Annotated in this window: 29 protein-coding genes; 17 read left to right on the top strand and 12 right to left on the bottom strand. The window is 61.8% G+C overall.

Annotated features, from left to right (window positions below):
• Positions 1–42: 42 nt before the first annotated feature.
• From AB4Y34_RS19395 to AB4Y34_RS19415, 5 genes are all read right to left on the bottom strand, one after another.
• Positions 43–1,860, bottom strand: coding sequence for a peptidase S10 (locus AB4Y34_RS19395; protein WP_176378490.1), 1,818 nt, complete (start codon positions 1,858–1,860; stop codon positions 43–45).
• Positions 1,861–2,386: 526 nt separating this feature from the next.
• Positions 2,387–2,755, bottom strand: a complete 369-nt coding sequence (locus AB4Y34_RS19400) for a DUF2784 domain-containing protein (protein ID WP_176369355.1) — start codon at positions 2,753–2,755, stop codon at positions 2,387–2,389.
• A 74-nt stretch (positions 2,756–2,829) separates the two neighbouring features.
• Entirely contained in the window at positions 2,830–4,503 is a 1,674-nt protein-coding gene (gene treA, locus AB4Y34_RS19405; protein WP_368716896.1) for an alpha,alpha-trehalase TreA, read from the bottom strand.
• A 361-nt stretch (positions 4,504–4,864) separates the two neighbouring features.
• Entirely contained in the window at positions 4,865–5,665 is an 801-nt protein-coding gene (locus tag AB4Y34_RS19410) for a transporter substrate-binding domain-containing protein (RefSeq protein ID WP_368716897.1), read from the bottom strand.
• 211 nt (positions 5,666–5,876) lie between these two features.
• Entirely contained in the window at positions 5,877–6,632 is a 756-nt protein-coding gene (locus AB4Y34_RS19415) for a DeoR/GlpR family DNA-binding transcription regulator (RefSeq protein ID WP_368716898.1), read from the bottom strand.
• Positions 6,633–6,711: 79 nt separating this feature from the next.
• Here AB4Y34_RS19415 and AB4Y34_RS19420 point away from each other — a divergent pair, with 79 nt between their 5' ends.
• Positions 6,712–7,311, top strand: a complete 600-nt coding sequence (locus tag AB4Y34_RS19420) for an NUDIX domain-containing protein (protein ID WP_176111506.1) — start codon at positions 6,712–6,714, stop codon at positions 7,309–7,311.
• Here the strand turns inward: AB4Y34_RS19420 and AB4Y34_RS19425 are convergent.
• Positions 7,294–8,028 (bottom strand): haloacid dehalogenase type II, encoded by a 735-nt coding sequence (locus AB4Y34_RS19425; RefSeq protein WP_368716899.1) that lies wholly within the window; start codon positions 8,026–8,028, stop codon positions 7,294–7,296. The two genes, AB4Y34_RS19420 and AB4Y34_RS19425, sit on opposite strands and share 18 nt — an antisense overlap.
• A 221-nt stretch (positions 8,029–8,249) precedes the next feature.
• On the opposite strand from AB4Y34_RS19425, the gene AB4Y34_RS19430 reads away from it, so the two are divergent.
• The gene (locus tag AB4Y34_RS19430; protein ID WP_368591330.1) at positions 8,250–8,696 is read left to right on the top strand and encodes an SRPBCC family protein; all 447 of its coding nucleotides are present in this window, start codon (positions 8,250–8,252) and stop codon (positions 8,694–8,696) included.
• Positions 8,697–8,812: 116 nt separating this feature from the next.
• Here AB4Y34_RS19430 and AB4Y34_RS19435 read toward each other — a convergent pair whose 3' ends face one another.
• Entirely contained in the window at positions 8,813–9,505 is a 693-nt protein-coding gene (locus AB4Y34_RS19435) for a CBS domain-containing protein (protein ID WP_368716900.1), read from the bottom strand.
• A gap of 524 nt (positions 9,506–10,029) precedes the next feature.
• Here AB4Y34_RS19435 and AB4Y34_RS19440 point away from each other — a divergent pair.
• Both AB4Y34_RS19440 and AB4Y34_RS19445 read left to right on the top strand, forming a co-directional pair.
• Positions 10,030–10,197 (top strand): hypothetical protein, encoded by a 168-nt coding sequence (locus AB4Y34_RS19440; protein WP_176378148.1) that lies wholly within the window; start codon positions 10,030–10,032, stop codon positions 10,195–10,197.
• Positions 10,198–10,207: 10 nt separating this feature from the next.
• A complete protein-coding gene (locus AB4Y34_RS19445) occupies positions 10,208–10,387 on the top strand; it encodes a hypothetical protein (protein ID WP_176111502.1) in 180 nt (59 codons plus the stop codon).
• Positions 10,388–10,508: 121 nt separating this feature from the next.
• Here the strand turns inward: AB4Y34_RS19445 and AB4Y34_RS19450 are convergent, their stop codons facing one another.
• Complete coding sequence (locus tag AB4Y34_RS19450) at positions 10,509–12,143, bottom strand: NADP-dependent glyceraldehyde-3-phosphate dehydrogenase (protein ID WP_368716901.1); 1,635 nt, start codon at positions 12,141–12,143, stop codon at positions 10,509–10,511.
• Positions 12,144–12,239: 96 nt separating this feature from the next.
• Positions 12,240–12,479, bottom strand: a complete 240-nt coding sequence (locus tag AB4Y34_RS19455) for a hypothetical protein (RefSeq protein WP_368716953.1) — start codon at positions 12,477–12,479, stop codon at positions 12,240–12,242.
• A gap of 433 nt (positions 12,480–12,912) precedes the next feature.
• Here AB4Y34_RS19455 and AB4Y34_RS19460 point away from each other — a divergent pair, with 433 nt between their 5' ends.
• The 3 genes from AB4Y34_RS19460 to AB4Y34_RS19470 are packed head-to-tail and all read left to right on the top strand — an operon-like array spanning position 12,913 to position 14,814.
• Positions 12,913–13,353, top strand: coding sequence for a hypothetical protein (locus tag AB4Y34_RS19460; RefSeq protein WP_176369361.1), 441 nt, complete (start codon positions 12,913–12,915; stop codon positions 13,351–13,353).
• A gap of 21 nt (positions 13,354–13,374) precedes the next feature.
• A complete protein-coding gene (locus AB4Y34_RS19465) occupies positions 13,375–14,463 on the top strand; it encodes a hypothetical protein (RefSeq protein ID WP_368716902.1) in 1,089 nt (362 codons plus the stop codon).
• A gap of 45 nt (positions 14,464–14,508) precedes the next feature.
• Positions 14,509–14,814, top strand: a complete 306-nt coding sequence (locus tag AB4Y34_RS19470; protein ID WP_176111499.1) for an acylphosphatase — start codon at positions 14,509–14,511, stop codon at positions 14,812–14,814.
• Between the two features lie 58 nt (positions 14,815–14,872).
• Here AB4Y34_RS19470 and AB4Y34_RS19475 read toward each other — a convergent pair whose 3' ends face one another.
• Positions 14,873–15,688 (bottom strand): class I SAM-dependent methyltransferase, encoded by an 816-nt coding sequence (locus AB4Y34_RS19475; RefSeq protein WP_176369363.1) that lies wholly within the window; start codon positions 15,686–15,688, stop codon positions 14,873–14,875.
• Positions 15,689–15,947: 259 nt separating this feature from the next.
• On the opposite strand from AB4Y34_RS19475, the gene AB4Y34_RS19480 reads away from it, so the two are divergent.
• A complete protein-coding gene (locus tag AB4Y34_RS19480; protein WP_013093856.1) occupies positions 15,948–16,220 on the top strand; it encodes a hypothetical protein in 273 nt (90 codons plus the stop codon).
• Positions 16,221–16,306: 86 nt separating this feature from the next.
• On the opposite strand, the gene AB4Y34_RS19485 is transcribed toward AB4Y34_RS19480, so the two are convergent.
• Positions 16,307–17,212 (bottom strand): cation diffusion facilitator family transporter, encoded by a 906-nt coding sequence (locus AB4Y34_RS19485; protein ID WP_368716903.1) that lies wholly within the window; start codon positions 17,210–17,212, stop codon positions 16,307–16,309.
• 452 nt (positions 17,213–17,664) lie between these two features.
• On the opposite strand from AB4Y34_RS19485, the gene AB4Y34_RS19490 reads away from it, so the two are divergent.
• From AB4Y34_RS19490 to AB4Y34_RS19530, 9 genes are all read left to right on the top strand, one after another.
• Positions 17,665–18,936 (top strand): MFS transporter, encoded by a 1,272-nt coding sequence (locus AB4Y34_RS19490; RefSeq protein WP_368716904.1) that lies wholly within the window; start codon positions 17,665–17,667, stop codon positions 18,934–18,936.
• 120 nt (positions 18,937–19,056) lie between these two features.
• On the top strand, positions 19,057–19,986 hold the full coding sequence (locus AB4Y34_RS19495) for a LysR family transcriptional regulator (protein ID WP_176378481.1): 930 nt from the start codon (positions 19,057–19,059) through the stop codon (positions 19,984–19,986).
• A gap of 125 nt (positions 19,987–20,111) precedes the next feature.
• Positions 20,112–20,606, top strand: coding sequence for a hydroxyquinol 1,2-dioxygenase (locus AB4Y34_RS19500; RefSeq protein WP_368716905.1), 495 nt, complete (start codon positions 20,112–20,114; stop codon positions 20,604–20,606).
• A 91-nt stretch (positions 20,607–20,697) separates the two neighbouring features.
• Positions 20,698–21,717, top strand: a complete 1,020-nt coding sequence (locus tag AB4Y34_RS19505; protein ID WP_176121459.1) for a hydroxyquinol 1,2-dioxygenase — start codon at positions 20,698–20,700, stop codon at positions 21,715–21,717.
• Positions 21,718–21,763: 46 nt separating this feature from the next.
• Complete coding sequence (locus AB4Y34_RS19510; protein ID WP_368716906.1) at positions 21,764–23,230, top strand: aldehyde dehydrogenase family protein; 1,467 nt, start codon at positions 21,764–21,766, stop codon at positions 23,228–23,230.
• A gap of 7 nt (positions 23,231–23,237) precedes the next feature.
• Positions 23,238–24,305, top strand: coding sequence for a maleylacetate reductase (locus AB4Y34_RS19515; protein WP_368716907.1), 1,068 nt, complete (start codon positions 23,238–23,240; stop codon positions 24,303–24,305).
• 45 nt (positions 24,306–24,350) lie between these two features.
• Positions 24,351–25,223, top strand: a complete 873-nt coding sequence (locus tag AB4Y34_RS19520) for an intradiol ring-cleavage dioxygenase (RefSeq protein WP_368716908.1) — start codon at positions 24,351–24,353, stop codon at positions 25,221–25,223.
• 5 nt (positions 25,224–25,228) lie between these two features.
• Positions 25,229–25,540: a YciI family protein gene (locus tag AB4Y34_RS19525; protein WP_176111488.1), complete on the top strand. Its 312-nt coding sequence runs from the start codon at positions 25,229–25,231 to the stop codon at positions 25,538–25,540.
• 3 nt (positions 25,541–25,543) lie between these two features.
• A complete protein-coding gene (locus AB4Y34_RS19530) occupies positions 25,544–25,876 on the top strand; it encodes a Rieske 2Fe-2S domain-containing protein (protein ID WP_176378476.1) in 333 nt (110 codons plus the stop codon).
• Between the two features lie 244 nt (positions 25,877–26,120).
• On the opposite strand, the gene AB4Y34_RS19535 is transcribed toward AB4Y34_RS19530, so the two are convergent.
• Positions 26,121–26,384, bottom strand: coding sequence for a hypothetical protein (locus AB4Y34_RS19535; RefSeq protein ID WP_176121455.1), 264 nt, complete (start codon positions 26,382–26,384; stop codon positions 26,121–26,123).
• Positions 26,385–26,398 lie beyond the last annotated feature (14 nt).

Raw genomic sequence — 26,398 nt, forward strand, 5'->3', positions numbered from 1 at the left:
AAAGTAGTCGGAGGGTCTCGCGCGAAGCGAAACCACCATCGATCAGGGCGCGGCCGCGGCGACCGCCTCGCTCGTCGGTGTGGCGGCGGGCGCTTCGTCGGCCCACGGCTGCGGCAGCGTCGCGAGCGTGAGTGCGCCCGCTATCGGCGTGCCGCCATAGAAGGCCGCCAGATCCGCCTTCATCTGCGGGCGCGCCACGTCATCCAGATAAATCATATGCCCGCCCTGGAAGAAGTTGACCTGCAGATTCGGCTCGAGGCCCTGCACCGTCTTCAGTCGCGCGAGCTGCTTCTCGGTATTGAAGAACGGCGTGGCCAGATCGTGGTAGCCGTTTTCCGCCAGCACCTTCAGTTGCGGATTCAGCTTCAGTGCGCCGAGCAGATCGGGGATCGTGTCGGGCAGCGGCTGGCCGCCGTGCGAGAAATTCCACGCCTCGATGACCGCGTCGTTCAGCGGCATATACGCGGCGTTCGGTGCGGTGTAGCCGAGGTAATCCGGCATCTGCGTGGCCAACGCATTGGTGAACGGCAGCGAGATCAGGATGTCCGACGGGTCGCCGTCGCTTCGCAGGCGCGGGTCCGAGTTGGGCAACGACACGCGACCATCGTAGCGGCCGATCGTCGAGCCCGGCACCAGCGTGATGTTGAACGGATTGATGTTGAAGTAACCCTGCATCGCCTGCAACGTGAGGCCGGATTCGGCGTCCCAGAACTTCTCGAGCCACGTCGGCGGGAAGTTCGGCGGTCCCGCGTAAGTCGGCGCGCCGAGCTGGCTCAACGTCCAGTACAGCGAATAGTTCTTGAACAGGTTGTAGTTGGCGGTCACGAACGCCTCGCTGCGAAGCGCGTAAGTCGCCTGATTCACTGGCGCGGGCGACACCTGGTTGTAGTACGCCGCGACCTGGGCATAGCCCGGCATGTAGCCGCTCAACGTATCGGTTTCGAGCGCGAGCTGATTGGGCGAACCCGTGATCGCCACCGCCTCGATCGCATCCGCGAAGTAGTTCAGGATCGAGGACTGCAGCGTGATCCCTGTGAGGTGCACGCCGGCCGATTCGAGCGCGAGCGCGAGGATGTCGGTGCGAGGCGTGCCGTACGATTCACCGTACAGATAGATCGGCGAGCTGCTGCGCGAATTGACCGTCAGGTAGCGAATGATGAAGTCACGCATGATGTTCGCGTCCGCATCGGTGCTCCAATAGGTCTGGTTGGTGTTCGGCAGGATCGCTTCGGAGAGGCCCGTGCCCGGCGGATCGATGAACACGAGATCGGTCGTGTCGATCAGGCTTTCGGTGTTGTTCACGAGCGGGTAGTTCGGCCAGCTGGTGCCGTTCAGCAGCGGATCGGTGGTCGCGACGCGCGTCGGCGCGAACGATCCGAGCCGCAGCCAGATCGACGAAGAGCCCGGCCCGCCGTTATAGACGAACGTGACGGGCCGCGGTTTGCCATCCGTGCTCGGCGCCGTGTAGGCGACATAAGACATCGTCGCTTCGGGTGCGCCGCTCGTCAGATCCATTGCGGTCAGATGGCCGGTGGTCGTCGTGTAGTTGATGGTGGTGCTGCCGGACGTCCATTGGTAATGCATGATCGCCGCTTTCTCGGCGACCAGTGACGACGCAATGCCGGACGTCGCGCTCGTCGAATAGGAGGTGAGATCGGTGTAGGGCTGATTGGCGGACGGCGTCTGCGGCGCGGATGCGGCTTGCGCCATGCTGCCTGGGACCGCCGACGCCGACGAACCTCCATCGCTGCCGCCGCATCCGGCGACGATCACGATTCCGAGTGTCAGCACGCTTAGCGCGGCTAGCCGGCCATGACGACGGACGCGGCCATCGTCGGTACTCTTTCTGTCTGGTTTCATCTCGTTCCCTGGTGAGTGATACCGCTACACAAAGGCCGCTTTTCGCCGGTCGCGCGCGTTGGAGATCGAATAACCCGCACCGCACTCGAAGGCACGCAGCGCTTGCATGGACAGCTCTTCCGAATTCATTGATTCAACTTGCTTGCGTTGATATTTCTATTTGCTTTCCAGAGTTATCGATTGAATGGGCAAAGGAATTCCCTGTCGATTTATCTCGACATTTCAAGAGAAATCTAAAATTGAATCTTTCCGGTGCTTACAGCAAGAGTGAAAATAGAATGCGAAATGAGGTCTTGTCAAGGATGGAGCGGTGATTATGCTATTCGAGATAAAGAGCGTCTGTCAGCGAGCACCAGTGCGGTCTCGGCGGCTTGGCGGGGAGAAATGCTGTCCGGATTTATCCGCATTGCATTGGATTTTCGTGGGAAAGTCGTCGGAATTAATTGCGTTTAAAAAAATAGAATTAAATGGTAAATTTAACCGGTGCAAACGTATCCTCCATCGAATTAAAAATGCGATATTCGAGTCACGCCCGTGGCCGAATTCGATACCAGGTAAGAATCACCGCCAGCAAGAACGCCACATAGGCGACCACGAACACCCACGGTGGAAAGTCGTAGTACAGCCAGGCGCTTACCCACCGCTGTATGAAGCCTTGCGGACCAGCCGTGCCCGTGCGCAGATAGTCCTCCAGCACGGTCAACGGGCACGGCACATCGAGCACCGCGAGCGTTGCGACGATACCAATGGCGAGAACATGCAGCGTACGAAACGCGCGATTGCGCGCCCACGGGAGTCGCAAACCGTGGGCGATCCAGATCGCGAGTAGTCCGCCGACGATAAACACCACGATCAGCGCGTGCAGCACGAGAACAACATTGGCGAGCCAGATCATTCTGCTTCCACTCGGGATGTATCTGGAATCATAAGGCCAAGCTCAGTGCACTCGCCTGAACATGCCGCGGCGCCTCACTGCCCATTGCCATACAGATCGAGCAGCATCAACGTCACACCATTGGTCCACCCGAAGCCGTCCTGCAGCGGATACTCGCCACCCCCGCCGCCGCCTTCCCCCGCACCTTCGACGATGTACTTCTCGACGAGCTTCTGCTGCGTGTTGTAGACGTTCTGGACATCCGCGAGAAAGCGCGTGCCGATCGACTGAGCAAGATCGGTGCGTCCGTAGCGCTTGAGGCCCTGAATCGCGATCCAGTGCAACGGCGCCCAGCCGTTCGGTGCGTCCCATTGCTGCGTGGTGTTATAGATCGAGGTCGCGAGGCCGCCTTGCTTCAACAGCACGTTCTGCACGGTTTGCGCAGTCTTCCACGCGCGATCGGGCCACGCCACGCCGGCCATCAGCGGATACAGCATCGCCGGGGTCTGGTTGTCGCGTGACTTGCGCAGTTGCCAGTCGTAGTCGCCGTAGTAGCCGTTGCTATTCCACAGATAACGGTTGATGCCTTCCGCGCGACGTGCCGCGTAGCCGATGAACTGCACGACGCAATGGAAGTCGCGTGTCGCCGAGCAGCCGCGCGCGATCGTCGTCTCGAGATGGAATAGCAGGCTGTTCAGATCAACGGGGATGATCGATGTCGTGCGCACCGTGGCGAGCGTCTGGTTGTCGCCGAACCAGCGTGAGCTGAAATCCCAGCCGCTTTCGGCGGTCGCGCGCAGATCGCGGTAGACCTGGTTGGCCGGCCGGCCGCTCGCCTGCGCGGTCTGCACGTCCTCGAGATAGGACTCGTCGCGCGGCGTGTCCAGCTCGTCCCAGTAGCGGTTCAGCACGGTGCCATCGTTGAGCACGACGACATTGCGCGTGGCGCCGCCGCGCGGCGTGCTGGCCGAACCTTGCATCCAGTACGCGTATTCCTTGCGCAGCTCGGGCAGGTACTTCTGATAGACCTTATTGCCTTCCTTTTGCGCCGCGAGCTCGACCATATACGAGTAGAACGGCGGTTGCGAGCGGCTCAGATAGTACGTGCGATTGCCGTTCGGGATATGACCGAACGTGTCGATCATGTACGCGAAGTTGTCCAGCATATCGTCGACGAGATCTTCACGTCCGGACTCCTGCAGCCCCAGCATCGTGAAATAGGTATCCCAGTAGTAGCCCTCGCGAAAGCGGCCGCCCGGCACGACGTACGGTTTGGGCATCGGGATCAGCGAGCTGTAGTCGGGCGCGCTCGTCGTCGTGCGCGTGAGGCCGCTCCAGAGCCAGTCGATGTGCTCGCGCAGACTCTGATTGGGCGGCGGCGTGATGCTCTGATCGGGCGGGGGAGTGAAGTACTGGCTGACGAATTTCTGCAGCGAAAAGCCGGGTTGGTTCTTTTGCGCTTCGTATAACTGCACGATCGCGGCGGGACTGCCATTCGGCGTCGAGTCGACGAACGTCTTCTGGTCGTTGAAGATCTGCGCGGTTTGCACGGCGACGAACAGATCGCCGTACAGGATGTCGGGCGCGGGCGGCAGCGCGGCGCCCACCTGGGTATCGGCCAGACAGCTCGCGGATGCGAAGACGAGCGTGGCGATGCACGCGATGCCGTGCGTGATCGGCGAACGTCGCGGCACGAAGTGGTCATTTAAGCTGGGGAAGAGCTGCGTGTTGGATGCGGTGCTGCTGCGAGACAGTGATTGAGTGCTCATGATGCCTCCAAGGTTGTGGGCATGTCACTGGTCTCTTCGCACGCCATTCGACGTCGTCTCCCGACGACATGCGAGTCCGGCACGAGGTGGCCGGATCAATGGCCCCGAAAGCATCGCACGCTTTCGAAGCATCAGGCAACTGCAGCGCAGCACATCCTGTATGCACTCAGCATGAAGATCGAAACGTGATGAACGAAGGGGAAGATGCGCGCAATCGCGTATTTGCGCGTGCTTCGTGATTGGAAGCAATGGAAGCGATGAGCGCGAGCGATTCCGCGAGAAAAACCGCTCGCAGAGCAAGCGACGTACCCGCGTCGACCATTCTGCAGGCCGGCGCGGGTACGGGAGAACAACGAGAAATTTACTGCGCGAGAGGCTGCGTCACGTCCGTACCGAACCAGTGCATCGAGATCTTCTTGAGCGTGCCGTCCTGCTTCAATTGGGTCAGCGCATCGTCGAGTGCTTTTGCGAACTTCGGATTGTCCTTGCGGAACGGGATGCCCATTTCCTGGTCGGCGCCTTTCAGCACCGCGCCCGTACGCAGCGGCAATTGCGAGTTCTTGATGATGTAAGGCAGCATCAGCCTGTCGTCGATGGTCGCGTCGATACGCTTGGCCGCGAGATCGCGCAGCTTCTCGGGTGCGCCCGGATAAGTCTGCACGTTGATGCCGGGTACTGCGCGCGCCATCTGGTCGTAGTTGGTGCCGAGCGTCACGCCGATCTTCTTGTCGCCCTTGAATTCGTCGAGCGATTTGAACTCACGCTTGTCGTCCGCGCGTTGAATCAGCTGCGCGGCCGAGTACGTGTATGGCTGGCTGAAATCAAGAACCTGTTTGCGTTGCGGGGTAATGGTGACCTGGTTGATGATCACGTCGAATTTGCCACTCTGCAGCGCCGCGATAATGCCGCTCCACTCGGTCGGAATGAACTCCGGTTTTACCCCGAGCTTCGCCGCCACGGCTTTTGCGACATCGACGTCGAAGCCTTCCAATTGACCGTCCTTGTTGCGCGAGTCGAACGGCGGATAGGTGCCTTCGAGACCGATCTTCAGGACTCCAGCCTGTTTGACCGAGTCGAGCAGATCTTCGGCATGAGCCGCGATTGCGGTAAAGCTGAAGGCGGAGATGGCCAGCGCGTTAATCAGCAGCTTCGAAAGTTTCATTGAGTGTCTCCTCTGTACTTGAGTATCAGGCTGCACAACGCAACGATTTCATCATCGTGTTCACACTCTCGACTGTCTCGTTTCGTGGATCATGTCGGGGTGCGGCGTCATCCTAGCACTCCAAAAGTCGTCTGTTTTATCTTTGTTCGGAGGCGGTGGAGCGACGCTTCGAGCCCACGATGATGCGAATCAGTCAATTCGTGAAGACACCCTACGCCCTCACCACGGTCACCCCGGCCGCTTCAATCGGCTTCGTCAATTCCGCGCTGGTCTTCTTCTCGACCACGATGGTCTGCGCGAGCGTGATATCACCGATCACGCAGCGCGACGCGGCGTTCAGTTTCGACGACGACGCGAGCACGACCGTCTCCGCCGCGCGCGCGGCGAGCGCGCGCTTGATCGCGGCTTCCTCGAAGTCGCCGGTGGTGAGCCCTGCGCTCGGATGCACGCCGGTCACGCCCATGAAGTACAGGTCGGCATGGATGCGCGAAATGCCTTCCATTGCCGCGGCGCCGACGGCCACGATCGAATGCTTGTAGAGCCGCCCGCCAATCAGGATCACTTCGACGCAAGGATGCGCGGCCAGCGCCGTCGCGACGCTCGGGCTATGCGTGACGATGGTCGCGTGCAGATCGGCCGGCAGTTCCCGGACCAGTAGCGCCGACGTGGTGCCGCCGTCGACGATCACGGTTTGCCCCGGCGCGATCAGCTCGACCGCTCGCCGCGCGATGCGCCGCTTGGCGAGCGTCTCGATGTCCTGACGCTGCTCGAATGACGCGAGTGCGGCAGACGCCGGCAACGCGCCGCCGTGGACCCGCTGCAAGCGCCCCTCCGCGGCCAGTTCGCGCAGATCGCGGCGGATCGTATCTTCCGACACGCCAAACGCCACGCTCAGCTCGCCTGCGAGCACCTGCCCGTTGCGCGCGAGCTCGTCGAGGATCGCTTTCTTGCGTTGGGTGGTCAACATTGGATTGCACGAAATCACTTGAAATTGCGCGAAGTTGCACGATACCATGAATCATTGTCGAGATCGACAGGAGGACAACATGACTGCAACGAAAGACCGGGTTCGCATCGTCGCCACGACCTTGCTGTCGGACGACTGGTACACCCTGAAAAAGGTGACGTTCGACTTCCTGCGCCGCGACGGCACATGGCAGCGCCAGAACCGCGAGACCTACGATCGCGGCAACGGCGCGACGATCCTGCTGCACAGCCCGCGCACCGGCAACGTGATGCTCACGCGACAATTCCGCATGCCCGCGTTCGTGAACGGTCACGACGGCATGATGATCGAAGCGCCGGGCGGATTGCTCGACGACGCTTCGCCGGAAGAGCGCATCCGGCTCGAAGTCGAGGAGGAAACGGGGTATCGCGTCGGCGCGGTCCACAAGATTTTCGAGGCCTACATGAGCCCGGGGTCCGTGACCGAAAAGCTCCACTTCTATGTCGGCGAGTACGAGGCGTCGATGCGCGTCCACGATGGCGGCGGCGTCGAAGATGAAGGGGAAGATGTCGAGGTGATCGAAATGCCGTTGCAAGCCGCGTTGCGAGCGGTCGAGGCAGGGGAAATCGTCGACGGCAAGACGATCATGCTATTGCAGTACGTCGCTTTACGTGGGTTTGCGTCAGCGCGGGCAGCCTAGTTGCGTCGCGAGTTCGTGCAGATCGCCGACGACGAAGTCCCATGCCTCGTTCGCCTTCAGATCGCTCGTCTGCTGAGGGCCATGCTCGGTGGGCCGCAGCACGAACGCGGTGCTCAGACCGACGCGCCGGGCGGCGGCGAGATCGTTGTTATGCGCGGCAACGAGGCATAGCTCGCGCGGTGCGATGCCGAGGATTTCCGCCGTTTCGCTATACACCCGCGGCGAGGGCTTATAAGCGCGGACGACTTCGGCGCCGAGAATGGCATCCCAGGGCAGACCGGCACGCTTTGCGATGTCCACCATCAGGCGAATGTTGCCATTCGATAGCGGCGCGATGATGAAGCGCCCCTTCAGGCGCTGCAATGCATCGACGGCATCGGGCCACGGGTCCAGCCGATGCCAGGCGAGGTTCAACTCATCGATCTCGGGCTCGGTAACGTCGACGATGCCGAAACGCGTCAGCACTTTGACGAGGTTTTCCCGGTGCAGCACGTCGAGTCTTACATACGGTCTGCGTCCGCTATGCACTTCTTCCATCGCAGGCGAATACTCGCGTCGCCACGCGTCCGCGAAATCGGATGCGTCGAGATTCGGTGCGTACCGCTGCAGAAACGGTTGCGCTTCACGCGCGACGCCGCTTCGCCAGTCAACCACGGTTCCGAAGACATCGAACACGAATGCTTTGATGGTGGTTTGGCTGGTAGAGTCGATGCCCATGATCGTCCTTTGCGGGTATGGCGAGAACAATCCATCTTAGGCGAAGAGAAAGCACGCGTTGCTAGCATCGCGGCCGAGTGTACAAGGCTCGTAATGAACGAGGAGCCGCGCAGGTGCTGAGAGCCGTCCAGGGTTTTGCCTGGTCTCGCGCGTGTCGATTCCCGCAGCGGCGGCCCGTCGTGACAGTATGTTCAACCCCTCCCGTGAAAGGCACACTCATCATGGCTACCGGCACCGTCAAATTTCACCGTGTTTTGCGCACGACGCCCGAGCGTATCTATCGAGCGTTCCTCGAACCCGCCGCGATGGCGAAATGGCTGCCGCCGTATGGTTTCACCTGCGACGTGCATCAGATGGAAGCGCGCGTCGGCGGCACCTACAGGATGTCGTTTCATAACTTCGGCTCGGGCAAGGGTCACTCGTTCGGCGGCGAATACCTCGAATTGGTGCCGTTCGAAAAGATCCGCTACTCGGACTATTTCGACGATCCGAATCTGCCCGGTCAGATGCATACGACCGTTTCGTTGCGGCAGGTGTCGTGCGGAACTGAACTGAACATCGTGCAGGAGGGCATCCCCGAGATGATTCCGGTCGAGATGTGTTACCTCGGCTGGCAGGAGTCGCTCGCGCAGCTTGCGAAGCTGGTCGAGCCGGAGATTCCGGACTGACATTCAATATCAGTCGCGTGCTGCGTCATCCAGCAAATGTGCGAGCCCGGCGCGGTCCGAAACCGCGCCGCTCGCACTCAATCAGGGAAGGTTCGGCACTTTGACGGGCGCGCCGGCTACATCGTCGGAATCACACTCGGCGACTCCAGATGGCTCTCCACCCGCTTGATGCCGGGCACGTTTTCCGCGGCGATGCGGATCGCGCGCTTCTCCTCTTCGGATTCGATGATGCCCCACAGATGCGCGACGCCGTCCTTGACGAACACACCTTGTTTCGCGAGCCCCCAGCGCTGTCCGTGCATCTCGCGCACGATTGCGTCGCGCAGGCTCGCATCGTCGTGCGAGCCCGTGTCGATTATCGGCTCGGCGCAAGCGAGCGCGCGGATCAGGTTAGAGCGGCTGACGATGCCGACGAGCTGCCCATCCTTCAGCACTGGCACGCGTTTCAGATGCCGGCGTTCCATCAGGTCGGCGATCTGGTGCAGCGGCATGTCTTCGGGAATCGAAATGACGTTCTCGCACATCACGTCGCCGACCACATGCCCATGCTCCTTGATATACCTCGCGGCCTGCTCGCGCGCCGACGACGACAGCAGTTCGAGCCACCATCGACGTTTGCCGTGCCCGGTGCCGGTTTCCACACGATGGAGCAGATCGCCCTGGCTGACGATGCCTATCACCTGCCCATTGGCGCCGAGCACCGGCATGCCGCTGATGTGGTGATCGACGAATAGCTTCGCTGCGTCGTGGATAGTCATATCCGGTGTGGCGGTAATGACCGAAGAAGTCATGATGTCGAGCGCGCGCATGTTCTTCTCCTGTGCGGGCCGCGACGGGTCCTCATCGGTTGCACGCGTCGCGCGAGGTCGGCAGACGCACCGGGGGACAAGGCCGCGGTGCTGAGGCGCCTTGAGTGTAGGTTAACTTTACCGGCTGGTATGCAACACAAGGCAGATCTTCCCGCTGCTAATGGATCACGACAAGGTCGGCGCCGAACCATATTCAATACCTGATTAACGACAAGGTCGGCTTCAACCGGGGATGTCGCTTAGTGCGATGCAGCAATATTCGAGGTCGGAGTGTAGGCGGCGAGCTGTGCGCGGAATCACCCACGCGATTTCGGCATTCGTCGTCGCAGCGAGCGCTTCTGAAGCGCTGTCCCCGGCGTGACTTCCTACGGCTGGCATTGTTTAAGCTTGAATTAAGCAACGAGACCTACGCTTCGAACCGTAGCAGGAGAGGAAAAAACGGCGCGACGGAGTGCCCCTTTCCGCCGAGCTACGCACGTAACAACTCGGGGCATCCCCGGCAGAAAGAGGTTGAGATGATGTACTTGATTACCGACCTGAAAATGGTCGAAAGCTACGGTCGCATCAAGGCTGACAGCGGCAATGACGCGCTGCATGAGTTTGCGCTCAGCGAGGGCTTCGTCGACCTGATGGAGCTTGCCTCCGCCCGGCCCGCGTTCGCCAACGACTTGCTCGCTGTTCAACTGCAATAAGGAGACCGACGTGGCCATAACTTTGGGGCAGGCGCTGGTGCACGCCGAGCAGTTGGAAGTCCACGGCGTGATTTCCAAGACGTCGCAGGCGCTCATCCGGCTGATGCAGGAGTACCGAGCCGTAGTCGGCGTGGAACAATACGAGCAGGTTATCGAGGAAGCGGGCCTCGCTCATCCGGAGCCGCAGTGACCCGCTTTGCGCATCCTGAACCAAGAACAAAGCACTACTGATGCGTGCGGTGCCGGCGGGAATTTGTGCGCATTCTCGCCGACACTGAAACCGCCAAACCTCCAAAAGCCGCACTTAGCCGCTAAAAAATAAAACCGGTGTTCACGAACTTCGAGTGATGATTCGAGACCATCGTGTCGAGCAGCGTCTTGTTCAAGTCGGTCTCCTTGGCTGCGACCATGGACCGGATCGAGAACGCGCGCAATGCATCGGTGACCGATAGCGTGCCTTCCGCCGAATCCTTGCGGCCCGCAAACGGAAAGACGTCTGGGCCTCGCTGGCACTGGCTGTTGAGATTGACACGGCACACCTGGTTGACGAGCGGGTCGACCAGCGCGCCAATCTGGGCGGCGTCGGTGCCGAAAATGCTGACCTGCTGACCGTGGTCCGAAGTGATGACATATTCGAGCGGTGTATCGATGTCATCGAACGGCACGACCGGGATGATTGGTCCGAACTGCTCTTCACGATAGAGCATCATCCCTTCCTTGACGGGGTACACCACGGCCGGATAGAAAAGCGTTTTGCAGAACACGCCACCACCTTCATTCACGACCGCCGCGCCTTTCGCTTTCGCATCGTCAATCGCCTGAGTCATGTAGGCTGTACGATGCATGCCAGGCAGCGGTGTAATGGACACACCCTTTTCCCACGGCATACCAACCTTGAGATTCTTGAGCGCTGCGTTGAAGCGCTCAAGAAACGTATCGACGATCGAGCGGTGCACCATCAGGATCTTGAGCGCTGTGCACCGTTGACCATTGAACGACAACGTACCGAGCAGACATTCTTTCACGGCGAGGTCTATGTCGGCATCAGCCAGCACGATCGCGGCGTTTTTGGCGTCAAGGCCGAGAACGGCGCGGAGCCGATGCGACTTCGGGTGCTGCTTTTTCAGATGGTCTGCAACCTTGCTCGAGCCGATCAGGGCAAGCACGTCGATCTTTCCCGAGGCGAGCATGTGTGGCACGACCACCGCGCCCGGTGCATAAATCGTGTTGATGACGCCCTTCGGAAAAGCGGAACGGAATGCCTCGAGCAGCGGGAAGAACAGCAGCGTGCCATATTGGGGCGGCTTGAATACGACGGTGTTGCCCATCAGCAATGCGGGAATGAGCGTCGCGAACGTTTCGTTCAGCGGATAGTTGTAAGGCCCCATGCACAGTACGACGCCAAGCGGTGTGCGGCGAATCTGGCCGATGGTGCCCTCGGCGATGACAAAGCGCGAGTTGCTATTGTCCAGCTCCTTTAGCGCCGAGATCGTGTCTTGCATATAGCTGATGGTGCGGTCGAACTCCTTCTGTGAATCGGCAAGGCTCTTGCCGATTTCCCACATGATCAGATTCACAATCTCATCGCGCCTGGCCGCCATCAGACGAATGAAGTCCTGCATGCAACCGATGCGCTGCGCGACCGTCATCGTCGGCCACTCACCGCGGCCGTGGTCGTAGGCTCGCACGGCGGCGTCGAGCGCGGCATCGCTCTCGACTTCGCCCATGACGGGATAACTGCCGATTACGACCTGTTCAGCGTCGCCGGAGGCTTGTCGCACGCAGACCGGAGATAGCACGGTCTTGGAGTTTCCATCCCATGCCTTCAGTTCTCCATCGACGAGCGAGACGCGCTGATGAATGGGCTCCGCCAGGCGGGCGGTCTCTGGAATATCGTCGGTGACTGGAAACAACTGCCGGAGGTTTTCGAAGTCGATACTTGCCACGTTTCGCTCCCATGTTCGTGTAGTACGCGGTAGGCGCAAGACACAGACAGAAGCATAGCCAATGGCGGCAGAGTTGGAGCCGAACCGTGTCCAACATCAATCGGGAGCGGCGGAAGCGTCCTCGAAACCGGATTCGATGAGATTCATCATCGTGGTCTGCAATTCGACCAGCGGCGTAGCAGTCACTGCAGTCGCTACCCCGTCTGATTTCGGCAGCAGTCCAACGAATGCCGCAATGCCGGTTCCGCATGCCGCTATGAGTAGGGCGGCAGCCAGTACGGCTACACTGCCGCGCACCGCTTGCCTGGGAACGAAGTCCGCAAAACATCGCATGATGGCTATCTCCGATTGACGCAGCTTCTGCAAGCAAAGACTGTGCCGACGCAGCCGGCTGCCAGGCAAGCGTGCCGCTGGAAGGCTGCATACGCGTCGGCTGCTCGCGCGACAGCGGCAACGTGGATTGGATGGTGGGATTCACCAGACAGTTTGAGTGGGCCGAGGCGGTCCGAAACCAACACGTTCCCGCGGAGAATCGGGCGCTTCGACGTTGACGGCGACGCATGCAACATCCTGTGACAGGGAAGGACGGCAGCGAGTAAGCCTCGCGATAGTTCATTTATTGCGAAGTCCGACGCGACGCCTCTGCGGCATGCGCACACGATTTACTGTTTCCTCCTACCGAACAGCTGTACTAACATCGAGTAACGGTTCGAGCACTGACGACCGGGCGGGGCCGGGAGGCAAATTGCCTCCTTCCTGGAGGACCAAGATGAAACAAAACTCGTCTCGGGATATCGTCGAACTGCTGACCAAAGTAGCCGGGCGGGCCGCCATGCATGTGCCCAGGGGGCAGACCCGCAGGAGTGCGTCGATAGCGATCGACCAGCTCGAAGAGATCAAGCGCAACGCGGCATTTGCTCGCCAATATGAATCAGCACCGGAACCGCTACGCGAACTGGTGATGAGGCGGGCCGTAGAAGTCCATGACCTGGCGACCGCACAAGACTACGCGAGCGCCCTCAATGCCCTCAAAGCGGTAGTCGATTTCCTTTATCAACATCTGGTAGACGACTCCGGCTCAGCAACGCCACCGAGCAAACTGGCAAGCATCGATTTGAATGCCGTTCATAGGGCTCTTCAATTCGGAGGTCTTCCGGGACAGTCGCAGCAAGACCCCGATGACGACAACCCGCCGCCAGTGCGTCGCTGAACTTGCCAAGGATAACCGCCGATGCTCTCGGGCCTATCGAAACTACTGGACAAAGCATTTATCCTCGGCTTCTTTTTGCCAGCCCTGCTTGGCTTTACAGGTTTTCTCGCAGCTAATGCGGACATCCCGCTATTCGGCGATTTGCTGAACAAAGCGACCTCGGACAGCGAAAAGGTCGGCGGCTTGTTTACTTTCCTCATAATCGTATGGGTTCTATCGCTGCTCTTGATGGTGCTGAACAACTGGTTTTATCAGGTCCTCGAAGGATACAAATGGCCATTCAATCGAGAGGCCTGGAAGCGCGATGAGCGCGACCGCCGCAATCGTCAGCTGGGCCTTATAGAACGCCTCCGTACCGAACTCGATACTGAGAACAGTACGATCGAGCGGCTCAAAGCCTCAAAGGAATCGTCGGAATACAGAAAAGCCGAATTGAACAGAGCCACCGTAAGGGCGAGGCTGTATCGCACTCAGGAGCGCAACGCGCGTGATTTCCCTCGCTATGAAAACCTCGTTCTTTCTACGGCCTTTGGGAACACGTTGCGTGCATTCGAGGGTTACTCGAGCGAAGTCTACAAGGTCGACAGCATATTCGTCTGGCCGCGTCTTCTTGCGGTGATCCCAAAGGACTATCAGGCAATCATTGCGGACGCGAGAGCTCCAGTTGACTTTCTGGTCGGACTCGTCGTTCTGGGTTCATTGACGTCCATCTTTACGTTCGTGCGAGCGCTCGACATCTGGCTTGCGGACGGGCTGGGCGGAAATTACGTGTTAGCCGATCTTTTACAGAATGCCGCGATTGCGGCCGCTATTGCGGTAATCGCGTATCGGCTGGCGATTCTTGAGGCAAGAAGCTGGGGCGACGTTGTCAAATCGGCGTTTGACCTTTATCTGCCGGCACTCGCCGAGCAGTTAGGTTTTGTTCTTCCGACGTCCCAGGCCGCGCAGCAGGAGTTTTGGGCCGCATGGAGCACGCAGTTCCGCTTTCATGCACCGGCAAATACCGCGTGGTGGACACGTGTCCAGCCGGCGACGCCACCAGCAACGACCCAGGCGGATTGGGAGGCGACAGACTCCGCAGGCGAAAGCGACGAGATGCGCGGAGGTTGAGAGGCAACTGCGCTGCCTTTTATTCAGCCTGGAGTTGCGTGCACCATGACACCACAGTTCGATACCGATTTGAGGACCAGACTGGTGAGAGTCTACGGTCGTGTGCAGGGGGTAGGTTACCGGCAGGCTTGCATCGAGGAGGCCACGGCTCGAGGGATCACGGGTTGGGTGCGCAACCGGATGGATGGTTCGGTCGAAGCTGTGTTGCAAGGGCGCGCTGAAGACCTCGAGCGAATTTGCGACTGGCTGGTTGACGGTGCGCATGGAGCGCTGGTGGACCGCCTGGAAATCAAGGAACTGTCGCCACCGGTAGCCAGGTTCGATGAATTCAAGCTGGCCGCGACGGTCTAGTTCTGGTCACGCTACAGAGTCCAAGCCGCCAGACATGAACGCTGATTCTTCGAGCGCTCTAAGGCTTGACCGCGGAGGCCAGAACGCAGCTCATCGGAAGCCGCAGGTCCCCGTTATCGCTGCGATACGCCTCGGCGTCGCGTGCGACGGCCCGTTCGATAGACGCCAGCGCGGCCGGCGTTTGCGCGTGTAGCAACGCGGAAAACCGCACGCCGCCGCGCAGGAGTGCATGAAAAGGGGTATTGGGAGCATGAAGCACGAGCGTGAGGTCCAACTCCCGCATTTCGGGTTGGACGAACCCGGCATCGAGCAACGTGCGCTTCGATTCCTGCCAATCGCTGAACCGGAAGAGGGCTGGTCCCGGCGGCAGGGGCACATCGGTCGTCCCGTGCTGCTCGATTGCCTTCAACACCATGTCGAAGCCCACCGCCTTGTTCGGTGTCGCCCATTCCGTGAAGGCAATTCTGCCATCGGGTCGCAGTACACGAAGCGCCTCCGCGAGTGCGCGCTCGGGGTGCGCGAAGTGCAACATTCCGAAGCTGATCCCCACAGCCGAGAAGCTTTCGTCGGGAAATGGCAAATCCTCCGCGTCGCCGACGCGGAACTCAAGTGCCGGAAAGACGCGTCTCGCCTTGTCGACCATCGCAACCGAGAAATCCACGCCAGCGACATCCGCGCCGCACAGTGCGGCGGCCGCCGCGAGGTAGCCGGGGCCGCATGCGACGTCGAGAAAACGCGCACCCCGACGAATGCAAAGGGTCTCGAGAATGGCCTGGTTCGACTGCGCGGTCAAATCACCGAAATACTCATGATAGGCCTGCGCGACCCGCTCCCAACCTTCATGTTCGAAGGTGCTGAAGTCGAGTTGTCCCATGCTTACCCCCACCGGTTTTACACGTGTGCAACTTGTAGCGCACGACTATGTTCCTCGGAATCCGTAGGTCTGGCTATCGGGGAAACAATTCAGGCGGGCGACAGCGAAAATAGACGGATTTGTGGTGCGGCGCACAACTAGCGTCGTCTAAAGCCGCCAGACTCGCGCGCGCGTCGGCGCTTCTTGCATTTCAGCGCCCCGGGTCGCGAACCGCCTCACTTGCGCTAGACTGGCTCGAGCAACCGCAAGGAGACCCAGGATGATACGCAAGACGCTTAATGCCTCGCAGCTTCAGCAGGAGGTCAATCGGAGAATTCATCGACTGCAGGAAATCGTCGATGATGGCGTGAAGATTCGCGTGCCGCGGCCGCAGCTGCAAGAGGCTGACAAGACTGGCTGCAACTGGAACATGACCCACTTCGGCAATGCGATTGGCTTCGAGCGCGACATCGAGGGTGTACTGAAGGCCATGCGTGCGGAATACAACCTCAGTACCGAAGTCAAGGACACCGGCAATCCGTTCGGTGACTAGCCGCGACACACACCGATTCCTTGTTCGTTATTGATCGCATGCGCATGTTGGAAACGGGAATGGCAACGCACGCCCGCAACGCGTCGTTACAACCAGCGCGGGTCGCGCGTAAACGCGACGGTCAACCAGCGGTCCGGGCCCGACTCACCGATCGCGCGCGAGATTCTGTCGCGGATATGATCGAGCTGGCGCACGCCGGCGTGCTCCATCGCCTCGGGCAACACGATATGCACCTCGACGAACAGGCCTCGGCCGACGCGTGTCGCGTAGTGCGAGTGCTTGACGAAGCCATAGTCGGCGGTCAGTTGTTGCATCAGGTCGCGCAACTCGTGCTCCAGATCCGGCGGCGTGATCAGCAACACTTCCTTGACCGCGCCGATCACGGTTCCGATCGGCATCGGGATCAGCACGAGAGTTAGCAGGGCCAGCACGCCGGGGTCGATGTACGGCGTCAGGTGGCCTTGCCCGATGCGTTCGAGCAGCCATGCAATCGAAAACGCCAGCAGCAGCGCCGAGCTGATGCACGCCGACATCAACCAGCTCTTGATGTCGAGGCCGATCAGTTCGGAGTCGATCACGCGATTCACGCGCCGTTCGCGCCAGAACATGAAGAAGCAAAACGCGGCGACCACCACGGCGTAGAAGACCCCCCAGCCGAATTCGAGTTCGCGGCCGCCGTCGAGCAGGCCTTTGACCGCGTTGATGAAAGCGTAAAAGCACAGCACCGCCAGCAGACTGCCGTTGAACACGAGCACGAGCGGCTCGATGTGCCAGAAGCCGTGCTGGAAGCGTCGACTGCTCTCCTGTTGAAGCAGGCGGGTGACGAGCAACGACAGGCTGCACATCGCGGCGTCGAGCGCGGAGAACATGCCGTCGAAGATGATCGCCAGCGAGCCGCTCAGAATCCCGACCACGATGCCGAGTCCGGCGATCATCACGGTGCAAAGCAGCGACTGCTTGAGGATGCGTTGTTCGAGGTCCGTTGCTTTCATGATCCGAGTGACCGCCCGTGGCTGAAAGACGTTCAGAGGTGACTGGAGTATATCGGGCGCGTATGCCCGGAATGTCGCGGCCACGCGCGAGCGCGCCGCAATGGCTTGCCCGCGCGCCCCCCCGCCCGCGGCACATCCGCGCGTCTACCCGGGCTTGTCCTGGGGTGCCTCCAAGCGCATCCAATTCACCTCATCCGCATGCCCCCAAGCCTTGCCCACGCTCGCCGCCGCGCTATTCCTCGCGATTATTTGCGATTCACGAATACCGCATTCGCCGCTTGTCCCGTACCTGAGCCGCCGCACTTGGGCCAATCTTGGCCGCGTCGCTGCCGCATCGACGAAGCGCGGCACGACACCCGTTGCTGAATTCGACGAACCCGGCGGCGCGCCGCGGCGCCAGCGAATGCCGTGCGCGCGCCAGGCGGCCGGACTACGGAGACATGGAGACACAGATGAAATCGAACGACTGGGATGTGGGCTACGAATGGAAGGCCGTCGTGCTGCTGGCCCTCGGCTTCGGCCTCGTGGGACTCGACCGCTGGCTGATCGCGCCGCTCTTTCCGGCCATCATGAAGGACCTGCATCTGACCGCGCAGGACGTCGGCAACTGCATCGGCATCCTCGGCTTGTCTTGGGGCATTTTCGCGGCGCTGATGGGCGGCATCTCCGACAAGATCGGGCGCCGCAAGGTGCTGATCCCGGCGATTCTGGCATTTTCGCTGCTGTCCGGTTTCTCCGGACTTGCCGGCGGCCTGATGAGCCTGCTCGCGGTGCGCGCATTGATGGGCGTCGCCGAAGGCTCGTTCTGCCCGACCAGCTTCGCCGCGACCGCCGATGCGTCGCATCCGAAGCGCCGCGGTTTCAATCTGGGCCTGCAGCAAAGCGGCTTCGCGCTGTTCGGCCTCGCGCTGTCGCCGATCATCGCGACGCAGCTGCTCAGCGTGGTCACGTGGCGCTGGGTGTTCGCGCTGGTGTCGGTGCCGGGACTGATTCTCGGCGTGCTGATGTTCTTCGTGATTCGCGAACCGAAAGCCGCGCCGCAAGCTACGCCAAAGCGGCCCGCCTGCCCGGCCGAACGCGGCAATTGGCGCGACGTGCTGAAGAGCCGCAACATCCCGATCGCGATGGCCGCGCTTTTCTGTGCGATGACCGGCGTGTTCGTGCTCGGCGCGATGCTGCCGCTGTACCTGACCGAGTACCTGTCGCTCGACACGCAGCGCATGGGCGTCGTCGTCTCGGCGATCGGCTTTGGCGGCTTTATCGGACAGTTCGGTTTGCCGGGGCTGTCGGATCTGACCGGGCGGCGCGTGGCAAGCATCGTCGGCTTCGCCGGCACGGCGGTGATGCTGTACCTGTTCCGCGGACTCGGTGCGCAGCCGGTGCAGCTGTTCGCGGTGCTGTTCGTCGCGTCGTTCTTCACGCTCGGACTCGTATCGCTGCTATCCGGTCCGGTTGCGACCGAAGCTGCGCCGATCGGCATGATCTCGACGTCGATCGGCATCGTCGTCGGCGCGGGCGAGATATTTGGCGGCGGCATCGCGCCGGCATTGGCGGGCTTCGTCGCGACGCACTTCGGCATTCAGAACATCCTGTGGCTGCCGATCTGCGCGGTGCTGCTAGGTATCGGCGTGAGCCTGCTGCTCGAGGAAACCGCGCCGGCCCGAGTGCGTCGTCAGCGGCTTGCGCCGTCGCTCGACCTGCCGGCCAGCGAGCAACCGGAATGATGCGCTGCAACCGGTCGGCGCAGCGCTCGACAACTAGGCCGTTGTCGCCGACGGGGCGGCGCGTTCACGCGCCCCAGCCCGGATACACTGACAGGCTGGACGAGTGGACAAGGACCCAGCATGGATCGTTTTCTGAGCATCGAGGCCTTCGTACGCGTGGCCGAGACGAGCAGCTTCGCCGAAGCGGCGCGGCAGTTGGGCGTGACGAGTTCGGTGATCACGACGCGCATCCAGCAGCTGGAGAAGTTCGTCAACGCGCCGCTCTTTCATCGCAGCACCCGGGTCGTCCGCCTGTCCGAAGTGGGCGAGGCGTTCTATCGCGAATGCGCAGAGGTGGTCGGGCGTGTCAACGAACTGACCGACCAGATGCGCGAGTTGCGCGCGACACCGACCGGCCGCTTGCGCATCCAGATGCTGCCGGGTTTCGCGCTCGGCCACTTCGGCGCGCCGCTTGCGGAATTCAACCGACGCTATCCCGGCATCCAGCTCGATGTGATCGTCAACGACCGGGTGGTCGATCCGATCGAAGAGGGCTTCGACGTCGCTTTCCAGATCTTTCCGCCGATCGCCGAATCGCTGATCGAGCGACGGCTGTTCAAAGTGCGGCGTCTGTTCTGCGCTACGCCCGCGTATGTGACGGAGCATGGCGCGCCGCAGCATCCGCGCGAGTTGCTGCAACACACCACCGCGCTTTATTCGGGTTACCCGTCGCGCAATCGCTGGACCATGACGCACGGTGACGAGGTAGTCGAGATGGAGCTGCCGGGCATGATCCGTTCGAACTCGGTGCATTTGCTGCGCGACTATGCGCTGACTGGCGGCGGCGTCGTCTGTCTGCCGACGCTGGTCGCGAGCGCCTCGCTGCTCGATGGTTCGCTGGTGCCGATTCTGACCGGCTACACGCTGTCGCCGCTGAACTTCGCGGCCGTGTATCCGGCGACCCAACGACAGGCGCTCAAGGTGAAAGCGCTGGTCGAGTTTCTGGCCGAGTACCTGGGTCCCGAGCCCGCGTGGGACCGGCCGCTGATCGAGCGTGGCTGGGTGACGTAAGGCTATTCACGCGGCGATTATTTGCAAAGTCCGAATGCTGTAATCGCCCGATCGCCGGTTGTTGCCATCCTGTTGCGCTTCTAAAGTTGAATCAAACGACACCCGCTTCCAACTAGGAGACAGCAATGACCGAGTCGTCATTCCACACCGTCTTTGGCTCGCTCGACGGCTACCGCAAAGGCGAAATCGAAATCACGAGCGGCGAAGCGCGCCACTACGTGTTTTCCAATATCTTCGAGGTCGCTGCCGGGTCGGCGCCCTATGAGAAGGTTGTAGTCGGCAAGAACCTCGACTACGTGATCGAGGCGCTGCGCACCGAAGGCCAATCGCAATGGTTCGCCTGCGCGCACGACGAGTTCGCGGTCCTGATGGACGGCGCAGTACGCATCGATTTCATCAAGCTCGACAATCCGCCGAAGAGCGGCACGGGCACCGTCGCAGCGGGCGCGCAACCCGCCGGCCGCGCGATGGGTTACGTGGTGCTGCGTCGCGGTCATCAGGCATTGCTGCCGGCCGGCTGCGCATATCGCTTCACCGCGCAGAAACCCGGCGTCGCGCTCGTGCAAACGATGCTCGGCGAACTGTCGGTGGAGAAGTGGGCCGACATCTGCCTGCACTGATACGCAGATCATGCACCCACCCCGCAACTACGTTGCATGGGACCAGAGTAAGCGCTAAAGCGTCAACTCTGGTCGACATAGGAGACAAAACATGGCATCCCTCGAAACCCTCGATCACCCGGCCGGCTTCGCCGCCGACACCGTGCGCGCCAGCGAACCCGACGCGGTCACCGGCTATCGCCGCTTTACGCTCGGCGCGTTCGAATTCCTGCGCGACGAGTACTTCGTCAAGATCAACTGGCCCGCGAAAGGCCAGACGCGCACCCACGCGGTGCCCGCCGATGCGTTCCTGCGCGCGATGATGCGCGACGTCGCATGGGGCTTCTTCTACGGCTGGGTTAATTTCGACCAGGTGTTCGGCACGCGCAATCACTACGGCAAGGTCGACGTGTATGCGGGTTCGTTCAACGGCATCATGAAGGACGCGGGTGTCGATTACATGGAGACCTTCGAGACGCCGACGATCATGGCGACCTTCAAGGCGATCCTGCACGACTGGACCAACGAAGGCTTCGACCCGTTCGCGGCACCCGAGGAAACCGGCACCGCGTTCGGCCGCAAGCATGGCGACAACGATGCCGCGATCGAGCGCACGCGCATCGCGACGCGTCGCATGCCGGGCCTCGAAGGCGACTCGCCGCTGCGCGACGATCTGCCGGTGAACCGCGCGTTCGCCGACGTCACGCAGGACGATCCGGAGGTGCATGTCGAGCCCGGCTTCGAGGGCCAGCTGCACGCGTTCAACCTGTTCAAGTATCTGTCGCGCTCGGACGTTACCTGGAATCCGTCGGTCACGTCGGTGTGCGGCCAGAGCCTGTTCTGCCCGACCACCGAGGAATACATCCTGCCGGTGTTTCACGGCAACGATCGCGTCGAGTGGTTCCTGCAATTGTCCGATGAGATCGTCTGGGACATCGGCGACAAGAACACCGGCGCGCCGCGCGCGCGGATCACGATGCGTGCGGGCGACATCTGCGCGATGCCGGCCGATATCCGCCATCAGGGTTATTCGACCAAGCGCTCGATGCTGCTCGTGTGGGAGAACGCGACGCCGAATTTGCCGAAGCGTTACGAAAGCGGCGAACTGAAGCCGTACCCCGTCGATTTCTGAACGCTCGATTGAAGAGCCCCGCGCCCGCATTCACCGAGGACCATTCATGCAAACCCAACTGTTCATCGACGGCCGCTTCACGGACGCCGTCGAAGGCGGCACGATCGACGTGCTCAATCCGCACGACGGCTCGCTGATCACACAGATCGCCGCGGCCACCGCCGCCGATGTCGATCTGGCTGTCGATGCCGCCGCGCGCGCGTTCCCGAAATGGGCCGCGCTGCCCGCCGCCGAACGCGGTCGGCTGCTGCTTAAGCTCGCCGACGCGATCGAGGCCAACGCGGAAGAACTCGCGCAACTCGAATCGCTCGACACCGGCCACCCGATCCGCGATTCGCGCTCCCTCGACGTGCCGCGCACGGCGGCATGCTTTCGCTACTTCGGCGGCATGGCCGACAAGCTGCAAGGCTCGGTGATTCCGGTCGAAGCTGGCTTTCTGAACTACGTGCAGCGCGCGCCGATCGGCGTGGTCGGACAGATCGTGCCGTGGAATTTCCCGCTGATGTTCACGAGCTGGAAGATGGGTCCGGCGCTCGCGGCCGGCAACACGGTCGTGCTGAAGCCGTCGGAGATCACGCCGCTGTCCACGCTGCGCATCGTCGAACTGATGGCCGAGGTCGGTTTTCCCGAGGGCGTCGTCAACATCGTCGCGGGCTATGGTCATACGGCGGGGCAGCGGCTCGCTGAGCATCCGGGTGTCGGCAAGATCGCGTTCACCGGATCGACCGCGACCGGGCGGCGCATCGTCGAGGCCTCGCAGGGCAACCTGAAGCGTGTGCAGCTCGAACTCGGCGGCAAGGGCGCGAACATCGTGTTCGACGACGCGAACCTCGACGCCGCGATCAACGGCGCCGCGTGGGCGATCTTCCACAACCAGGGCCAGGCGTGCATCGCGGGCTCGCGGCTGATCCTGCACGAGCGCATCGCCGATCAGTTCCTCGAACGCTTCGTGTCGCTGGCGTCGTCGATCCGGCTCGGCGATCCGCTCGATGCCGACACCGAGATGGGGCCGCTCACGTCGAAGCAGCATCAGGAACGGGTGCTGGCGTTCGTCGACATCGCGCGTCAGCAGGGCGGTCGCGTGCTGACCGGTGGCAGCGCGCCGAGCGATGCGTCACTTGCGAACGGCTACTACGTGCGCCCGACCGTCGTCGAAGCTGCGAGTCAGAACGATCGCGTCGCGCAGGACGAAGTGTTCGGCCCGTTCGTCACGGTGCTGCGTTTCCGTACCGACGACGAAGCGCTCGCGATCGCCAACGGCACCGACTACGGACTCGGCAGCGGGCTGTGGACGCGCGATCTGTCGCGCGCGCATTCGATGGCCGCGAGAATCCATGCGGGCATGTGCTGGGTCAACTGCTATAAACGCGTCAATCCGGGCAGCCCGTTCGGCGGCGTCGGACAGTCTGGCTATGGCCGCGAGATGGGCTTCGAGGCGATGCACGACTATACGGAAGCGCGCTCGGTGTGGGTCAACGTCGACGGCAACGTGCCGCCGCATTTCAAACGCTGAGGGCCGCATGGAGCGCTTCGTCTATCAGGGCACGCCGTCGCGTGTGGTGTTCGAATGGGGCGGGCTCACGACGCTGCCCGCGGAGGTCGAGCGGCTAGGAGCCAGGCGCGCGCTGATCCTGGCGACACCCGAGCAGCACGCGCTGGCCGAGCGGGTCGCGGAGGTGCTCGGCAAGCGCGCGGCGGGTGTGCATGCGCAAGCCGTGATGCACGTGCCGATCGAGGTCGCTCGCGAGGCGCGCGATGCGGCCGCCGCGCTCGATGCCGACTGCTGCGTCGCGGTGGGCGGTGGTTCGACGGTCGGCCTCGGCAAGGCGATCGCGCTAGAATCGTCGCTGCCGATCATCGCCGTGCCCACCACGTATGCGGGCTCCGAGATGACGCCGATCTACGGGCTCACCGAAGGGCGTCTGAAGCGCACGGGCCGCGATATGCGCGTGCTGCCGCGCACGGTGATCTACGATCCGTCGCTGACGTTGTCGTTGCCGGCGGGCATTTCGGCCGCGTCGGGCATCAACGCGATGGCGCACGCGGTCGAAGCGCTGTATGCCGAGGACGCGAATCCGGTGATCAGCCTGATGGCAGAGGAAGCGATCCGCGCGCTCGGCGAAGCGCTGCCCGCGATCGTGCGCGCACCGGACGATGCCGCCGCGCGCAGCAGCGCGCTGTACGGCGCGTGGCTCGCGGGCACCTGTCTGGGCGCGGTCGGCATGGCCCTGCATCACAAGCTTTGTCATACGCTGGGTGGCACGTTCAACCTGCCGCATGCGCAAACCCATGCGGCGATGCTGCCGCATACGGCACACTACAACCACGGCGCCGCGCCCGATGCGCTCGCGCGCGTCGCGCGCGCGCTCGGCGGCAAGCGCGAGGCCGACGCGGGTCCGCTGCTGTTCGAACTGAATCGCGCGCTCGGCGTTCCGCTGGCGCTCGCGCAGATCGGCATGCCCGAGCAGGGACTCGACGAAGCGGCCGATCTCGCGTGCAAGAATCCGTATGCGAACCCGCGTCCCGTGGAACGCGATGCGATCCGCGCGCTGCTGCAACGGGCGTGGCAGGGTGCCGAACCCGTCTGAGCGCCGGGCAACGCGGTGCCGCCAGATCAATCGATGGAGGAAGACATGTCGACAGACAGCAAAGAGGCCGAGCAGGCCCTGACCGAGCAGGTGGTAGCAAGCTTCGCCGGTACACCCGACGATCGGCTGCGCACGCTGATGCAAAGCCTCGTGCGGCACATGCATGCGTTCGTGCGCGAAGTCGAGCCGACCGAGGCCGAATGGATGTCGGCTATTCGCTTTCTGACCGACACCGGCAAGATGTGCGACGACCTCGTGCGCCAGGAATTCATCCTGCTGTCGGATACGCTCGGCGTATCGATGCTGGTCGACGCGATCAACCATCGTCTGGCGACGGGCGCCACCGACACCACTGTTTTCGGCCCGTTCTACATTCGCGGCATGCCCGAGCGCGCGTATGGCGAGAACATCGCGTTCACGCCCGGCACACCCGCGCTCGTGCATGGGTGCGTGCTGTCGACGGACGGCGAGCCGCTTGCGAACGCGGTGCTCGACGTCTGGCAGACCGCCGGGAACGGCATGTACTCGGGGCAGGACACCGAGCAGCCGCACGGCAATCTGCGTGGACGTTTTCGTACCGACGCCGAAGGCCGCTACGCGATTTCGACGATCGTCCCGGTCAGCTATCCGATTCCGACCGACGGCCCGGTCGGCCGCATGCTCGAAGCGACCGGACGGCATCCGTGGCGACCCGCGCATCTGCACTTCATGATCGACGCGCCGGGGCATCGTACGCTCGTCACGCATGTGTTCGATCGCGAAGACCCGTATCTGGGTTCGGACGCGGTGTTCGGCGTGAAGCCGTCGCTGATGGTCGACTATCGCGAGTGCCCCGCGGATCACGAACTCGCGCGCCGCTTCGGTTTCGATGGACCGTTCCGCGAAGCGCGCTACGACTTCATCCTCGATCGGAGCTGATGGCGATGGCACGTTTTTTCGCGGTATTCGCGACCGACAAACCCGGCATGCGCGAAGTGCGCGAACGGGTGCGTCCGGTGCATCGCACGTGGCTGCGCGGCGGTACGCATCGCGGCGTGCTCGTGCGCCTTGGTGGTCCGACGCTCGCGCCGCAATGCGATGCGATGAATGGCACGTTGCTGGTCGTCGAAGCGGAGCGTATCGACGACGTGATGGAGTTCGTCAGCAACGATCCGTACATGCAGGCGGGACTGTTCGATTGCGTCGAGATTCGCCCGTGGGACTGGAGCCTCGGCAATCCTGAACGGAGAGTCTGAGCGATGAACGAAACGCCGCTATGTCCGCTCGCCGACGTGCCCGATGGCGGCGCGCGGGTCGTCGATGCGACGGCCGCCGGCGTGCCCGTCGTGGTGGTGCGGCGGGGCGAGCAGGTGTGGGCTTACGCGAACCGCTGTCCGCATTTTTCTGTGCCGCTCGATTTCGAACCCGGCGACGTGCTGTGCTATCGCTCGCAGGTGTTGATGTGCGCGCATCACAGCGCGTTGTTTCGCTTCGAAGATGGACGCTGCATCGAAGGGCCGTGTGCGGGGGCGAGCCTCGATGCGGTGAAGATTGTGGTCGATGGAGACGCGTGGGTGGTGTTGAATCCGTAGTCGGTGCGACTTCGCTCGATAATGAGAAGTGACGTTCCACCGATAAGCCTGGCGTGCTCATCTGTTCCTGGCGCACCAGGATTTTCCGGCTCGGTGGCATGTACTACAACTCTATCCATTGCACTTTGCACCCGGTCGCGAAGAACAACACAAGTCTTCACCGTTTGTGTTGCATCGTCATAAAAAGTGATAACTGCACGGTCTTTCGTTCCCACGTAAGAATAGGCGCTATTAGGCGAACGGCTTAGGGAAACGGGAACTGATCCGGCTTTACGCGCAAACGTTGTTTCACTTCGGCGTGATATATCGAGAGGATGCCGAGTGCTGTCGCTCCGAGTCGGCTTGCGATGTTCTCTGTCAATTCCTCGCCGGGAATGTCTTCGAGGCGCCACGGTGCGACAACATTTTTGCTCCTTAGCGGGGCAAGGTCCTCATCCTTCACCGAGAATACTTCGAATTGCTGCAATTCCGGGTTATAGGAAACAACAAACGATTTTGGGGCGACCATGCTTAGTAAGCCTT

Source organism: Paraburkholderia sp. BR10954, assembly GCF_040965775.1.
Taxonomy (GTDB): Bacteria; Pseudomonadota; Gammaproteobacteria; order Burkholderiales; family Burkholderiaceae; genus Paraburkholderia; species Paraburkholderia youngii.